Raw genomic sequence first — 14,335 nt, forward strand, 5'->3', positions numbered from 1 at the left:
GGTGAATACACGTTCAAGGGTTCGGAGATAGACCGGAGTTTCAGTTTTTCCAAACTGGACAAATGTTTCGGGTATGCAGGAATGAATGTTGCCGGAAGCCAACGGCAAACAACTTTCGCGCCCGTTCGGGAGCAAGCACTTGCACCGGGCAAGGCTGACAGTCCGTTGATAACTGGTTCGCTCGGTCTGTTTTCCGCTTCTTCTCCCCCAGTGGATGAAGAACCTAATTTTAATTTGAGAAAGAAGAAGAAAAAGAAAAAACAACTTAAACTGTAAAGACATGGAAGATAATTTGATTTTAGAGGGGCTTCTCTCTATGGTTACGGAACTGAAAGAGAAGCAGGAAGCACAGGCAACGCCAGCCAGTCGGGAGGAAACTCTCGAACGGCTGGGAGCAATCGAACAAGCGTTGTCGGAACTGCACAGTAATTCGGCTGTTCCCGAAGAAAAGTTGCGGGTTATTCAAAGCCAACTTGACGACATAAGGAGCAGGATGCAAGGTCAGCAGAAGAACATAGAGGACACCAAGAAAATAACATTGGAAACTTACCGTTGTTTCAAGGTAATGATTGATACTTTGGGCTCTTGCAAGACGGATAAAGAGGAAGCTACGCCCTTACCGTTCTATCAACGGATTTACAACAAGGTCACTTCTTGGATTCGTCCGGGATTGTTTGTTTTTTCGGCAGTGCTGGTCGTCTGTTCCGTTTCCATATTCTTGAATGTCCGTTTGGCTGAACGTATGCAGCAGTTGCAGGACAACGATATGAAATACCGCTATTTGCTGATGCAAGGACAGGCAGACGGGGAAACTTTTGATATGCTGGAAAACAAGTTCAAGTGGCAACGGGATAACGGTTTTATCCGAAGTTTGACCGATTCAGTGATGGATTTTGAATATCGCATCCAAAAGCAGGCAGAAGCACTGGAACGTGCAAGGCTGTTGAATGAGCAAGCCGAACAGCTAAAGAAAGAAGCCGATAAGTTGGGTAAGCCATAAGCAGGGAAAGTCGGAACAGATGAAGTACATTCACCGTTCCGGCTTTTCAGATTCACTTCTTTTTCTTCGTACAGTGTTCTTTCTCGAACTGGCGTAGCGTGGTGACGCTGAACCGTTCTTTAATAAACTCCCGGACATCGGAAGCCTTGTAATACACTTTTCCGCTGATAGTGAAGTAAGGCAGCGCACCGATAGCCCGGTAGCGTTGCAGAGTTTTGATACTTACTTTGAATAATAAACACAAGTCTTGATTATCCAATAGGTTGTCATCTTCGGGTAGTACCTTGTCCGCATTGCGTAGTACCCGTACATCCTTGCAGAGTTCTTCCAGCTTGGCGTACAGCTTCTGCATCCATACGCTGAAATCGTCATTGTCTATATACATGATTGCTTCATTTTTCTGATTATACATTCTTGTCTGTCAATCAATTGATGAAGCAAAGTTCAGAAAATAGGCGCAAAGAAATTACGGGGGAACTAATGGAATCCCCTATAAATAAATCATAAGTCACTGATTATCTATATCCTTTCTTGTCATGTTCCTTTTTGATAAGTTCTACCAATCCATTAAGAAACCCGGTCAGTTTGCCCGGCTTTCGTTTTATCACGTCCTCATGTTTTTGGTAACAGTCGCCTATCTTGATGTTGAACAGCCATTCAAAGGCTTTCGCCAAGTCCACCAAGTAGGCGGGCTTGCCGTTCTGATACACGATGTTTTTGGAGAGGAACAGACCGCTTACCATTTCCATGATGTTGATAAGGGTTGTCTTGTCTGCGAGATAGAGAGGGGAAAGGGGCTGTTTGTTGATACGTTGCTGTAGCTGTTCCGGGTATTTGATGCGCCACTCGATAAGGCGTATTTCAGTGTTCAAAAGTCCTATCGCTTCATCAATTAGATGCAGATGGGGCATTTTTTTCTTGCTCAAACCGTACACGATACGATTTAAGACGGTGCAAACCAAAGGAAAAATAACGTAGTAAAACGTTGTAATCCTGCTCATTGATACTAAAATTGGCTACATGGGTCGCCAATTCTTCGATAGCTTCTGCAAATTCAGATGCAGACACTTTACGTTGTGAGCATTCCGACAATAAGCGGAAAAATCTTTGGTCGAATATTTTTTTCATTGAGTCGATTAAAAATACTATTTGACAGCAATCAAATAGAAATGTTATTGATAATATTTTTAACTTCATATTTTAAAGAATCTGGTCTTATTATAGTTGCACTATCTGCAAAAGACAGATACCAATGTGCAAACTTACTGATTGAAAATGTTAGAAAATGAAGTTCAAACATATCCCCTATCTCTTTCTCAGATGTTAATCCGTAATAATATTTATCATCATTCATTATGGAGGTTTTATTCTTTTCTATTCTTATAACGATTTCATGTAATTTTTCTTTATCGTAAAACTCGCGTATGAATTTTTCCAAAGGAGGATGCTCCCGTGATTGTAATTCATTAAGAATGTGCATTTTTTGAATTCTATCTATCCGAAATGTAAGATAGATTTCTTTGGGAAGATAAAAGCCTATTAGATACCAGTTAGTTCTCGAAAAGAAAATTCCAACAGCTTCAATCTTTCGTTCTGAAACACTTAACGCATTACTTCCCAAATAAGATATTTCAATAATTCTTTTTTGGTATATACTTTGTAAAATAAGTAAAAGAATATCAGGTTTATAGGTCGATGATTTATAAGTATCCAATACAGACATGCACTTTTCCATTGTTTCTAACATATTTTTGTCTGCAAAACGCATGACAGACCTAATCTTTTCTATTCCAGACTTATAATGTTCGTTGCTATTTGAATCAGTTAGTTCATGTACTAATTTCTCTGCAATCAAAAAGGACAAAGCCTCTTTTTGAGTAAACATTAGAGGAGATAATTTGAATCCTTCTGCAAGTGAATAACCAATACCGGGATTTCCTATGATAGGAATGCCTGCCTCTTCCAATGTTCTTATATCTCGATATACAGTGCGAATGCTTATATTAAAACGTTCTGAAATTTGCTGTGCTTTCACTAACGAGTGCGATTGTAACTGAATCAATATAGCAGAAATACGGTCTATTCTATTCATTTTGCATCTTTAATTTGAATATTTGAATCTTCAATAATAACAGCTTGTTTATTACTTATAGGAATAAGCTGCAACTTCTCATTATATAGTTGAACTATCTTTTCACCTTTTTTCTTGAATGGAAAATTTCCATAATGGGGAATCGTATAAAAATCGACCAAATCTAAAGAAGTACAGTCTTTCAATTCAGGAGCCTTTTCTATTGGATCAAAATTCACACTTCTCATATATTCTGCATCGGGAGAGGCTATTATTGCTCCGGCAGATTCCCCAATATACAGTTTACCCAATTTCACTTGTTTAGATATAATTTTATCAACACCTTTTCTTTTTAACTCTTGCAAAAGGAAAAATGTATTTCCACCTGTTATGTAGATATAATCGCATTTATGTAATATAGAAGATATTTCCTCTTTGGGCAGTTGGGTAATCTCGACTTCTTCAACAATCATTCCTGCTTCTTCTAAAGCCTTTTTCCCCTTTTTTACATAGAATCGTATTGGTTCTGTAAGGCTTGCAGTTGGTATAAAAGCTATAATTTTCCCTTGCAAATCTTCTTTGGCACAATCGACAAATAGATTAGCAACATCAGCAAATGATGAGCATAAAAATAATCTTTTCATATTCTATAATATTAAGTTGAATACTTTTTGATACAAAGATAGCGTCTTCTATGACAGCCCTATGTCAGTAAGTCTAAATATTGAAGAGTTTTTTTCATCAAAACAATCCATTATTGAAATTTACCCTATTTGTAATGTGGCTGCGTTCCCTTATGAAAAGAAGAAATAATTTTGTTCCCTTTATGAAAAACAAGTGCTACACAACCTGCCGGGATAGAACGTTGAAAGCCTTGCTTTACATCATCTATCCTTAAAAGCCAATATTGCTTTATATAAGGAGCGAGCAATTTGGTAGGTTGTATTACTTGAATTTTCTCCATTCTGTTTTAATTATCAAACAAAAGTAAGATTTCTTAGATAGATATTAGGTGTAAAAAAGGGACATTCTAATTAAAACATCCAAATATCTGTTACCTAAATCATTCAAAGTTCTCTGCATTGGAAGATATGTCATAGATAAGTTGAAAAAGTTATTATAAACACAAGTTTAGTTTGTGTTTTTGTCTATATATCCAAAACGGACTAAACTAATTTCTATTGACAGCAAATTATATATGCTGGCGAAAAGAAAAACAGTATTCTTCTTTTCGCCAGTTTTGCTTTTATGGTTAGAGAGCTTTTGTTACCTTTGCACATGAAGCCCACCGCAAAGCGATTTCTTCGTTTTTTTTGTTACTATTTTGTTACCCACTATTAGTAATAGGTGGGCTTTTACTTTGATAATCAGAGCTATATTATGCTGTATGTATAATGTGTGGCAGAATATTATCAATTCGTGGCAGTTGTGGAAAAAGAGAAAGAATGAATTGAAAAATCAAGCGTAAGACATTAGACAAAAATCGTATAAATCATTTGCCGTTGGTTGATGATTTGGTGTTGAATGAAAAGTTGCTTCTTGTAGAAATTCATCAGCCACTGGCTGATGAATTCAATTGGGCTGATTTCCTTTCAATCGGTTTTAGTCATCATGCCGAAATAATATTCAAGGCTAAGACTCTGGAAGTAAGGCTGTTTTATATACATGAGTATGTTACTCGCTATTGGAGTAAATACACTTTAAGGGATTACTTACAAGCAGACCTATACAGCCATCGGGGAACTTTGCCTAATAATTTCGCACAAACATTGCCCGATACTAAGCAAGCGCTAAAAGCTATTTGATCATTCAAAGACGAATACTTGCTTGATTTCATCAACGTGGAAGAACTGGGTGAACAGGAGGATTTATGGTAGTCTTAAATGACGTAACTGACTGTATAAAACGGTGGCAGAAGAAATGTAATCAGTCTCAAAGGGTGATTTGGCAAGTATATTGGGAATAAATGTTATTTATTCAAAAAAAGATAGCGATATATCTAAATTATGAAAGTGCTTTTATATTTTATATCAAAAAACAAAAGTACTTTCAGAGCCTGTTTAAATTTTCTTCAATAATAATTTTATCGCTGATATTTTGACCATTTCCTCTGCCGAATCGAATGTTAGTTCATAGTTTCGGCAGAGCCTCCTGTCATTTTCCATCCATGAAAATGTTCTTTCCACAATCCATCTTTTGTGAATAGGTTTGAATCCCTGTTCTTTGTATGCGCTAATAACCACCTGAATTACATAACCGAATTTATTTTTGACGTTCTGAATAAGCTCTCCCCTATATCCTCCGTCTGCTAATATGACTTTTATTCCTGAACAAAGTTCTTTCAATACCCTCATTAGCAGATAAGCAGCCTTACTGTCATGAATATTGGCTACTGTAACCATCACTGCAATAAGGGAGCCATTCTTGTCTACACCAATATGGCGTTTGACGCCTTTCACTTTTTTATTGCCGTCAACTCCGTTCAGAGACTGGTTATTGCCCCATTTAACGCTTTGGCTATCTATATATGCCTACACTGGGTTCCATGTTTTGACTCCGCTCTACCCGGACATGACCACGTAATCTGTCAAGAAGCAAATCGAAAACGTCGAGAGAAGCCCATTTCCGGTAATAGTAATAAACTGATTCCCATTTGGGGAACTCTTTGGGAAGCATACGCCACTGGCAACCCGTTTTTACTAAATAAAATATGGTATTCCAAATCATACGCAAATCATATTTTCGCTTTCTTGTTTGCAGGTTCAGCACTTTTGTTATATATTGCCACTCGCTTTCCGTTAAATCTGTCAGATACATCTTTATTATAAGTTTGCTCACTTCAAATAAAGATATTATTGGGCAGGTACGGAAACCTTCTTAAAATTTTATTTCAACCATTTTTAAACAGGCTCTTAATTGAGATGTTTTTATCTGATTGCAAAAATACGTCTAATTCTCCTTATAAAGTCTTAGTTAAACTTCCTTTAGTCTTAGTTGGAAAAGAAAATTCGGAAAATTCTCAGTAAATTTGCGCATGAAAAAGTTCAAAACCATTATAGGATTTTGAATAAGTGACCAACTCGTCCCTTGGTCAACCGGGTTTCAGTTTTTCTTCTGTTCTTCTCCGACTTCCTGTTGCAGGCGTTGCATTTCCTGCTTCATCTTTTTGATGACCTCTGCATACTCCTTGTCATTGTAGGCGTTATGGTCTTCTTTCGGATCTTTCAGTAAATCGTAGAATTCCCAGGAAGGTTCGGAGACGTAGTCGGAAGAACCGGTCATATTCAGCGGATCACCATATAGATACATGAGTTTGTACCGGTCGGTTCGCACGCCGATGTGTGCCGGACGAATCTTATGTTGGGTCCAGTAGCGATAATAAATGCTTTTTCGCCAGTCTTTGGGTGTTTTCCCCTTTAAGTTGTCGCGGAAGCTCCTGCCTTGAGTGCCTTGAGGGGCATCCACATCGGCAAAGTCGGCCAGTGTAGCTGCGAAATCCACATTCAGAATTAAATCATCCAACCGTTTCCCGGCCGGCAGTTCGCGTGGATACCGAATTACGAAAGGCATACGGGCGGCTTCTTCGTAGAACATGCGTTTGTCATAAAATCCATGTTCGCCCAGGAAATAACCTTGGTCCGCCACGTAAATCACAATTGTGTTGTCGGCAATGCCCATTTCATCAAGTGCGACCAGTAGTTTGCCGATGTTGTCGTCTATGGTGGCTCCACATCTCAGGTAGTCGCGTATCAGTTTTTGATAGGCGGATTTGCGGGCGGCAGTGGGATGCATTCCTTTGGTACTGAAAGGTAGCTCGGGGTAGCGGCACCACCACTTGTCGGGATCTTCCGAGGCTACTTGCCAGTTACGGGCTATGGTTTCCAGTTTCTGTCCCTCGAAGGTCCTGCCGTTCGTTTCGGGACCCCAGTCCAGCAGGTTCTCCGGTTCGGGAAATACGACTCCGTCATACAAATGCCTCATCCGTTCCGGAAAGTCATACGGCTCGTGGGTGGCTTTGAAGTGGCAGCACATCAGGAAAGGCTGCGTCTTGTCCTGTTCTTTCATCCATGCAATGGCTTTTTCGGTGACGATGTCAGTTGAGAAGCCGTGTACACGTTCGCCGAAGTTCCGGTTACCCGGCCAGGGGACATCGCTGTTCTTGAAGGTGGGGTCGCGATATTCGCCCTGGTCGTGGAATACGGAGTAGTAGTCGAACCCTTGCGGTTGCGACTTCAGGTGCCACTTGCCCACCAGCCCTGTGTGGTAGCCGGAAGCTTGCAGTGCAGTGGCTATGGTGGGTAGTGCAGTGTCAAGGGTATCTTCCAGCGTATATACTCCGTTGCGGTGGCTGTATCTGCCGGTCAAGATGGCTGCACGGCTTGGCGTGGAGATGGAGTTGGTGCAGAAACAGTTATCAAGTGTCACGCCTTCCTCCGCCAGGCGGCGGATATTTCGATTTTGAGCATACTCTGCCAGGATTCCTCCATAGATACCCCATGCTTGCGATGTGTGGTCATCACTTAATATGAACAGGATGTTGGGACGTTCGTTTTTTCTTGTCTCCGCTTCCGGGCTGTCGGTGGCAGCCATTCCGGAAGTTGCCATCAGAGGCAGCAGGCCGAGATATAAATATTTTGTATTCATTGATGTTTTTCGCTTTGGTTTAATATTATTTCGCTTACTTCGTTTTTATTCGAAGATATATAAATTTATCAGTTCATCCCAGGTGATTTTATGTCCGTCTTTCCACCATAACGGGGTGTCGATATTACAAAAGTCTTGTTGCTCTTTCAGGCGTTGAATCAACATTTCTTTATATGCGGCGGCTTTTTGGGGCATCGCGTCAGCAAGGTTTGCCATTTCTTTCGGATCCTTCTTCAGGTTGAATAACTGCTCCGTGATTTTACCTTCCACATTGTAGATGATATACTTATAATCATCCTTTACCAGTGCCCGTTGTTGGTTGGAGTATGCCAGGAAGATGTCGTCACGAAGTTTGTCTGTGGTTCCTTCCAACAAAGGTTTTAGAGAAACGCCTGTTACTGAAGCCGGTATTTCGATTCCTACTATGTCGCATAGGGTGGGGTAAAGATCATATAAATAGCATAAGGCATCGGTTTTGAATCCATGTTTTTTACTGCGTGGGTCGATGATTAGCATGGGTACACCCACACTGTGCTCATAGAGGCTTTGTTTGCCCAACAAACCGTTTTGTCCCATTGCCAGGCCGTTGTCCGATGCAAATACAATGACCGTATGCTCTCTTTCGCCCGTGGCGTTCAATGCGTTGAGCACCCGTCCTATCTGTTCGTCTACTTCGCTGACCATTCCGTAATAGAGGGCGAGTTCCTCCTGAAGTTGTTCGCCTGTGCGGGGTGGGGGAAGAATTTGTTCGTCGCGGATAGCCAGTTCGCCATTGTCGAACGGGTGTTGCGGCAGAAAGTTAGTGGGTAGGATGATGTCTTTGGCTTTATATTTCTTTCCGTAGTCCGGCAATTGATTTCGTGGGTCGTGCGGGGAAATGAATGACACGAATGCCATGAAAGGGTTTTGGGCTTTTGCCGCGGTGCTGAGGAACTCGATTGCCGCATCGGCAAACATTTTTGAAGAAAACTCTTCTCCGATGAAAGACGTCTCTTTATATTGGCCTGTTCTATCGTAATGATACAGACGGGGAGAGCAGTGTCCGTTCTTTTCGTAAGGATGCATCCCACCGAAGAAGATGTTCTCTCCTGCGGCAAACGAACGGTTGAAGGAGGCATGGTCTGAATGCCATTTGCCGGTAGCAAATGTCTGATAACCGTTGGCTCGTAATTGTTCGGGAAGTGTCACCATGCATTCGGGTATCTTCATGCCGTCGCTTTGCACTTCAAATACTCCCCTTCCGGTCATCAGCATGGCACGGCTGGGCATTGACAATGCACCGCAAAGGGCACCGTTGGTGTAAGTGCGGGTAAAAGTGACACCTTCAGCTATTAGGCCGTCGATATTTGGAGTGTACACATTTTTATTCCCTAAGGCTGCGATGGCATCACTTTGCATATCATCTACCAGCAGGAACAGGATGTTGGGTTTTTCCGTTTCCGGTTGGCATCCGCTCAAGGCCGTCAGGGCGAGTGAGGCGGATAACAGGGTTTTCATTGTTTTCATGGTCGTTCGTTTTTAACTTCTTAATTAAGCCATTAGTATACTTCTATCTCATCCACAAATAGGAAAGGCGGCATTCCGGCGCCAGAGTGTCCGGGCGGCAAGGCTTCAAAACCGTTTGCGGTTACTTTTACGTAGCGTGCCTGCGCTTCATCGAAGTTGAGCTCCAGTGTCTCCCGGCGCTTTCCTTCCATCCGGGCTTCGGGAGCCGGCCAGGTGCGCGAGGCCACTTCGCTGAACTCCTTTCCGTCAATTGACAGTGCAATCCGCACGCTCTCTATCCCCATGATATAGGAACTCATGTCTGTCAGTGACGAGAGGCAAACTTGCTTCACTGTCTGCACGCTTCCCAAGTCTATTACCGCCTGCAACGGATGAGGATTATAGCCCACCCACAACCCGGTGGTGTGGAAAGCTGTGCTCCGCACGCCGTCTACCAGTATCGTGCCATTGTTTCCATTATACCTATCTGACGGTTTTGTCAACAACTTTATGTCGGCAAAAGTGGCTTTATTGATTCTGACATCTTTCTCCAGCACATCGCTGTGCAGGCCGGACGGAGTGTAGGCAATGGCTTTCAGGCAGGCATCTGTCGAAACGTAAAACGGAACTGTGTATTTGAGGGACTTGGGAGTGGGAGTGCTGCCATCCAGTGTGTAATAAACGTTTGTGCCTTCGAGGGTCTTCAACGTCACTTCCAGTCGTTGTTTTTTCATATCCGGCCGGTATCCTGCTTCTATTTCAAAGAAGTGAGGGGCATATCTGAAACCGTTTTCACGGTACAGGTCGAGCATTACCGGTAGCCGTTCTAGAAAGTCGAGATAATTTTTCCGTCTGCTTCCGCTCCATGTAACTTCGGCGAAGGCGGCCAGTCGGGGCAGCATTTTATAATCCAGCGTTTTGTTGTCAGGTACGTAAGAAGCCCATAGGCAGGCTTCTGCTCCCAGTATTTTTTCTACGTCTTTGTCTGTCATTTCGGGTGTGACGATCTCCGTACTATAAAGTTTCTGCATCAATACAAGTCCTCCGGTTGCCGCGGGCTCGTTTTCCATATTGCTTGACTGATAGTTGTTCAGGTAGAAATGCCCGTTGGATGAGAAAATTACCGGATGATTTTGTTTGACGGCTTTTACGCCACGTCCCAGTCCTCGCCACGACATGATTACGGTTTCGGGGTCTATATTGTCGGAGAGGACTTCGTCCCAGCCAATCATTTTTTTCCCTAACGATTTCAGATAAAGAGCCACTTGCTTGTTGAACTCGCTCTGTAACAAATCTTCCGCAGACTCTTGTTCCGTATCTTTCAGGCTGTATCGGCGGATGATTCTTTGGCAGTCCGGACAGGCTTTCCAGCGGTCTCTCGGCACTTCATCGCCCCCGATGTGCAGATAAGGCGAAGGGAAGAGTGCGGCCACTTCCGCTAATACATCTTCCACAAATTGCCGTGAAAATTCTTTGCCCATGCAGAGTACGTCTTTGTGTACTCCTCCGCGATCCATAGATACCTCGTAAGGGCCACCGGTGCAGCCTAACTGTGGATAGGCGGCAAGAGCGGCTGTGGTGTGTCCGGGTAAGTCTATTTCGGGGATGATGGTGATAGCACGCCCTTTTGCATAGGCAATTACTTCCTTTATTTCCTCTTGTGTGTAGAAACCACCGTAACGTTCGCTGCCGGTGCCTTTCCAAGCGCCTACGCGTGTCAGTTCCGGATATTTCTTTATCTCTATTCTCCAACCCTGGTCGTCTGTGAGGTGCCAGTGGAAATAATTCAAACGGTGCATTGCCAATAGATCGATGAAGCGCTTTACTTGCTCCACCGTGAAGAAGTGGCGGCTTACGTCTAGCATCGCTCCCCGGTAATTCATTTCGGGATAGTCTTCAATTTCGATGGCAGATAGCGTGAAAGGTGCTTTCTTTTGTAACAGTAGAGATTGCTTTAACCATTGTAAAGCATAAAATGCTGCGGAAGCATCTTTGGCTTCAATCACAATGCTGTCCGCATTTACTTTCAGCCTAAACCCTTCGGTGGGCAATGCCGCATTATGTTTCAGGAGGATACAATTCTTCAGGTTCTTTTCTCCTGTACTTTTTTTAAAGGTTATGCCGGTGTGTCTCTCCATTTCGGAGATACATGTTGAGACACTTTCCGGCAATTCGTTTTTTCCTGTCGGATAGATAATTGTGGTACGTTCATCAATTGTGAATGGTTTTCCAGCATGAATTGTTATATCGGCAGGCTGGGGAATTTGCAGATAGGTCGAGGCCGGCTGTTGAGAACAAGCCTGTACTAGTAATCCGATTCCCAGTAGGATAACTCCATGTATGTTTTTTAAGTTTATGGTATTCATTTGTAATCGTTATTTGTTTACCTCAATCTATTCTTCCCGGTTCTCTCCGATTTTTTCCCGGTTGTCCTGTCAGGTCATCTCCCAAGTCCTCCCGGCACTGGTCGGCTATCCGTTGTAGTTTTTCTGCAATCGCGGGATGCTGGCTGATGACATTGACCCGTTCACCCGGATCACGTCTCAGGTCATAGAGTTCACATTCGGTTATTTCTTTTTTACCCAGTTCACCCGGTTGTCCGTCATTGCCTGGCATTTGTGTTTCGTAGGATACATATTTATGGGGGAATACCAGTTTGTAATATCCGTCGGTGATGGCTTGCAATGAGTTCCTGTGATAATACATACACAGTGATTGGCGTATGGGGGCTTTGTTCGTTCCTTTCAATATGGCTGCCATGCTCAGTCCGTCTATCGGTAACTGGGGGTGTGGTGCACCGGTCAGTTCCACCAAGGTGGGCAGGATATCGATATTCGACATCAGGTCGTTGCAGATGCTTCCGGGGGCGATTGTCCCTTTCCAATAGAACAGGCAAGGTACGCGCATACCGCCGTTGAAGGTGGTAGCTTTTGCCTCTCGAAGTCCGCCTGACGAACCTGCATGATTGCCGTAATTGGCCCAAGGTCCATTATCCGAAGTAAGGATGACCAATGTATTTTCTTCTACTTTAGCCTCACGCAAGGCCTGCATGACTTTTCCTACGCTCCAGTCCAGTTCCATCATTACGTCTCCATAAAGTCCCTGCTCGCTTTTTCCCTTGAATTTATCCGATACAGCCAACGGAACGTGAGGCATGGAATGAGCCAGATACAAGAAGAATGGTTTGCCGCTGCCGGTACTTCTCCGGATAAAGTCTACCGCGCGGTTTGTATAGTTGGTGGTTAATTCCGACTGTTCTGTATTGTAGCCTATTACTTCATTGCCTTCAATCAAAGGCAGATCGGGAAATTTATATTGGGGGTGATTAGGCCACATATCATTGGAGTAGGGTAATCCGTAATATTCATCGAAACCATGCTGGAGTGGCAGGAATTTCCTGGCATCTCCCAGATGCCATTTGCCGAAAATGGCTGTGGCATATCCTTTCGTTTTCAAGAGTTCGGCAATAGTTTCTTCCTTGTCGCTTATACCAGTAGGGGAGTTTGGGTTGGGGGCGTAGGCAAAACCTATACGGTTGGGATAGCATCCTGTCATAAGGCCGGCGCGGGATGCACCACTGATGGGTTGTACCGCATAGAAATTGGTCATGGACACTCCTTCGGCCGCCAGTTTGTCGATATGGGGAGTTTGATATCCCACAGCTCCCTTGAAAGAGAAGTCGCCGTTTCCGGCATCGTCCAAATTGATCAGGACGATATTCAATGGTAATTCTTTGTCGGAATGCGCACAGCTGCTTAATAAGGCGCAGCTGCCTAAGAATGCTCCGCTTCTCAATAATATTCTGCTGCTGGACAATACTTTGCAACTCAGCAACATGTTGTCTTTCAACTTTTGAACTGTTTTATATTTCATTGGGTTTAATAGTGTTTTAAGTTTAATTCTTCTTTATTTTTATCCTTATCTGCACATTAAACGAGCCACCGTTTATCTTAGGATTTACATTGTCGATGGAACATGCAGCATAAAGCACTTCGGGGTCTCCTTCTTCATTCAACAGCAGTTGCGGGCGTTCCAGGCGTTTAACTTTCACGGTATCTCCGTTTGCCAGTATCAACTCCTTTTTCATGAACAAGGAATGTTGGGGGAGCTGCCACTTGATGCCGTCGTTCGAACGCATGATGGCCAGGCATGCGTCTCCTTTGGTGAACTTTCCGTTGAAGTCCTTGAATACGGCATAAAAGCACTTGTCACGCTTGTGATACCATACGTAAGGATCTTCTGCTGATAGTTTTCCTTCCACACCTTCCAGATGGAAGACGGGTTCATCCAAAGCTGTAAACGGACCGTCCGGGTGGTCGCTGATGGCAACTCCGTGAATGCCGCGCCAATGCGGGTCGTAGATATTCCCTTTAAAGAATAGCAAGTATTTGCCGTCGGTGGGACGATAGACTACGGCAGGGTTCACCACAATCAGGTTATCCGGCTTCGGCTCTGTACCCTGGGGTGAGGGAGCCAGCACGTTGTCGGGCTTCACCCGCGTGCGCGGCTCAAGCAACGGCTTGTCCGAGTGTGTGAACTTTCCTTTCAGCAGGTCGGGAAACGACTCGAACACGATTACGCCGATTTTCTGGTTCTGCTGTACCCTGTCTCTTTTGGGTAGAGTGTCTGTTTCTGAAAGCACATTGTCATTGCCCGGATCTACTGTTGCCGCATAGTACAGGTAGTATTTGTTGCCAAACTTGCGCACATGCGGATTTGAAGTGCTTTGGGCATCCCACGAGGAAGTGTCAGCGGCAAACCCGTCCTGGTTGTAGAAGAAGCCCAACTGGCGGAAACCACCATCGGGACGTTCAGAAACCGCCAGGCCGAGTTTAGAGCCGAATACCCAGGCGTTGTTGAAGGGATGTACTCCTGTTTCGGGTGCGGAGTAGATCATGTAATACTTTCCATCTTCGGCTTTGCTCACCGAGCCGCCCCAGGTGAAGTGCCCCGGTACTTGCAAGGCGGATGTTCCTTCCACTTCATACCCGCCTTCTATTTGTTTCACCTGTAAGTCTACGGGTTCTGCTTCAAAGATGTATTCGTATGTCGGCTGGTGACCGGTACAGCCCAACAAGCCGAATGCAATGGCAATATATTCTGTTTTCATTCTGTTTCTCATGGTCATGTATGTT

14 protein-coding genes and 2 pseudogenes are annotated in these 14,335 nt (G+C 43.7%); 3 read left to right on the top strand and 13 right to left on the bottom strand.

All coding sequences use genetic code 11. From position 1 onward, the window contains the following. A pseudogene (locus DW862_RS16660) lies at positions 1-276 on the top strand (mobilization protein); the annotation flags it as partial. A gap of 4 nt (positions 277-280) precedes the next feature. After that, positions 281-1,000 carry a hypothetical protein gene (locus DW862_RS16665; protein ID WP_103877822.1) on the top strand — a complete coding sequence of 240 codons (720 nt, stop codon included), beginning with the start codon at positions 281-283 and terminating at the stop codon, positions 998-1,000. A 52-nt stretch (positions 1,001-1,052) separates the two neighbouring features. Here the strand turns inward: DW862_RS16665 and DW862_RS16670 are convergent, their stop codons facing one another. The 6 genes from DW862_RS16670 to DW862_RS16695 form a co-directional block, all read right to left on the bottom strand. Further along, complete coding sequence (locus DW862_RS16670) at positions 1,053-1,385, bottom strand: helix-turn-helix domain-containing protein (RefSeq protein ID WP_008997282.1); 333 nt, start codon at positions 1,383-1,385, stop codon at positions 1,053-1,055. A gap of 130 nt (positions 1,386-1,515) precedes the next feature. Then, entirely contained in the window at positions 1,516-1,935 is a 420-nt protein-coding gene (locus DW862_RS16675) for an RteC domain-containing protein (RefSeq protein WP_008770715.1), read from the bottom strand. After that, positions 1,889-2,128, bottom strand: coding sequence for a hypothetical protein (locus DW862_RS16680; RefSeq protein WP_004315356.1), 240 nt, complete (start codon positions 2,126-2,128; stop codon positions 1,889-1,891). The genes DW862_RS16675 and DW862_RS16680 overlap by 47 nt, the downstream gene beginning before the upstream one ends. Before the next feature lie 31 nt (positions 2,129-2,159). Further along, positions 2,160-3,092, bottom strand: a complete 933-nt coding sequence (locus DW862_RS16685) for a YafY family protein (RefSeq protein WP_004315355.1) — start codon at positions 3,090-3,092, stop codon at positions 2,160-2,162. Then, positions 3,089-3,715 (bottom strand): Type 1 glutamine amidotransferase-like domain-containing protein, encoded by a 627-nt coding sequence (locus DW862_RS16690; RefSeq protein WP_004315354.1) that lies wholly within the window; start codon positions 3,713-3,715, stop codon positions 3,089-3,091. The genes DW862_RS16685 and DW862_RS16690 overlap by 4 nt, the downstream gene beginning before the upstream one ends. Before the next feature lie 125 nt (positions 3,716-3,840). Further along, positions 3,841-4,035 carry a DUF6597 domain-containing transcriptional factor gene (locus DW862_RS16695; protein WP_049129949.1) on the bottom strand — a complete coding sequence of 65 codons (195 nt, stop codon included), beginning with the start codon at positions 4,033-4,035 and terminating at the stop codon, positions 3,841-3,843. 541 nt (positions 4,036-4,576) lie between these two features. On the opposite strand from DW862_RS16695, the pseudogene DW862_RS16700 reads away from it, so the two are divergent. Further along, a pseudogene (locus DW862_RS16700) lies at positions 4,577-4,939 on the top strand (hypothetical protein); the annotation flags it as partial. Between the two features lie 192 nt (positions 4,940-5,131). On the opposite strand, the gene DW862_RS26405 reads toward DW862_RS16700, so the two are convergent. From DW862_RS26405 to DW862_RS16730, 7 genes are all read right to left on the bottom strand, one after another. Beyond that, positions 5,132-5,596, bottom strand: a complete 465-nt coding sequence (locus DW862_RS26405) for a transposase (RefSeq protein ID WP_225450781.1) — start codon at positions 5,594-5,596, stop codon at positions 5,132-5,134. Next, complete coding sequence (locus tag DW862_RS26410; RefSeq protein ID WP_243636503.1) at positions 5,589-5,888, bottom strand: transposase; 300 nt, start codon at positions 5,886-5,888, stop codon at positions 5,589-5,591. Before DW862_RS26410 ends, DW862_RS26405 begins: the two co-directional genes overlap by 8 nt. A gap of 285 nt (positions 5,889-6,173) precedes the next feature. After that, positions 6,174-7,676, bottom strand: a complete 1,503-nt coding sequence (locus DW862_RS16710; RefSeq protein WP_087317214.1) for a sulfatase — start codon at positions 7,674-7,676, stop codon at positions 6,174-6,176. Positions 7,677-7,760: 84 nt separating this feature from the next. Next, a complete protein-coding gene (locus DW862_RS16715; RefSeq protein WP_243636504.1) occupies positions 7,761-9,221 on the bottom strand; it encodes a sulfatase-like hydrolase/transferase in 1,461 nt (486 codons plus the stop codon). A 32-nt stretch (positions 9,222-9,253) separates the two neighbouring features. After that, entirely contained in the window at positions 9,254-11,566 is a 2,313-nt protein-coding gene (locus tag DW862_RS16720; RefSeq protein WP_087317212.1) for a family 20 glycosylhydrolase, read from the bottom strand. 22 nt (positions 11,567-11,588) lie between these two features. Beyond that, positions 11,589-13,073, bottom strand: a complete 1,485-nt coding sequence (locus DW862_RS16725; RefSeq protein WP_225450774.1) for a sulfatase — start codon at positions 13,071-13,073, stop codon at positions 11,589-11,591. Positions 13,074-13,095: 22 nt separating this feature from the next. After that, a complete protein-coding gene (locus DW862_RS16730; protein WP_143241477.1) occupies positions 13,096-14,322 on the bottom strand; it encodes a glycoside hydrolase family protein in 1,227 nt (408 codons plus the stop codon). Positions 14,323-14,335 lie beyond the last annotated feature (13 nt).

Origin of the sequence: Bacteroides sp. AM37-9 (assembly GCF_003603455.1) — a bacterium.
Classification (GTDB): domain Bacteria; phylum Bacteroidota; class Bacteroidia; order Bacteroidales; family Bacteroidaceae; genus Bacteroides; species Bacteroides xylanisolvens.

What these genes read in the sequence shown, in the direction of transcription:
- DW862_RS16665 (WP_103877822.1), top strand. Translation starts at nt 281, where the DNA reads ATGGAAGATAATTTGATTTTAGAGGGGCTTCTCTCTATGGTTACGGAA.
- DW862_RS26410 (WP_243636503.1), bottom strand. Translation starts at nt 5,888, where the DNA reads ATGTATCTGACAGATTTAACGGAAAGCGAGTGGCAATATATAACAAAA.
- DW862_RS16715 (WP_243636504.1), bottom strand. Translation starts at nt 9,221, where the DNA reads ATGAAAACAATGAAAACCCTGTTATCCGCCTCACTCGCCCTGACGGCC.
- DW862_RS16670 (WP_008997282.1), bottom strand. Translation starts at nt 1,385, where the DNA reads ATGTATATAGACAATGACGATTTCAGCGTATGGATGCAGAAGCTGTAC.
- DW862_RS16680 (WP_004315356.1), bottom strand. Translation starts at nt 2,128, where the DNA reads ATGAAAAAAATATTCGACCAAAGATTTTTCCGCTTATTGTCGGAATGC.
- DW862_RS16685 (WP_004315355.1), bottom strand. Translation starts at nt 3,092, where the DNA reads ATGAATAGAATAGACCGTATTTCTGCTATATTGATTCAGTTACAATCG.
- DW862_RS16710 (WP_087317214.1), bottom strand. Translation starts at nt 7,676, where the DNA reads ATGGCAACTTCCGGAATGGCTGCCACCGACAGCCCGGAAGCGGAGACA.
- DW862_RS16730 (WP_143241477.1), bottom strand. Translation starts at nt 14,322, where the DNA reads ATGAGAAACAGAATGAAAACAGAATATATTGCCATTGCATTCGGCTTG.
- DW862_RS16695 (WP_049129949.1), bottom strand. Translation starts at nt 4,035, where the DNA reads ATGGAGAAAATTCAAGTAATACAACCTACCAAATTGCTCGCTCCTTAT.
- DW862_RS16725 (WP_225450774.1), bottom strand. Translation starts at nt 13,073, where the DNA reads ATGAAATATAAAACAGTTCAAAAGTTGAAAGACAACATGTTGCTGAGT.
- DW862_RS16720 (WP_087317212.1), bottom strand. Translation starts at nt 11,566, where the DNA reads ATGAATACCATAAACTTAAAAAACATACATGGAGTTATCCTACTGGGA.
- DW862_RS16690 (WP_004315354.1), bottom strand. Translation starts at nt 3,715, where the DNA reads ATGAAAAGATTATTTTTATGCTCATCATTTGCTGATGTTGCTAATCTA.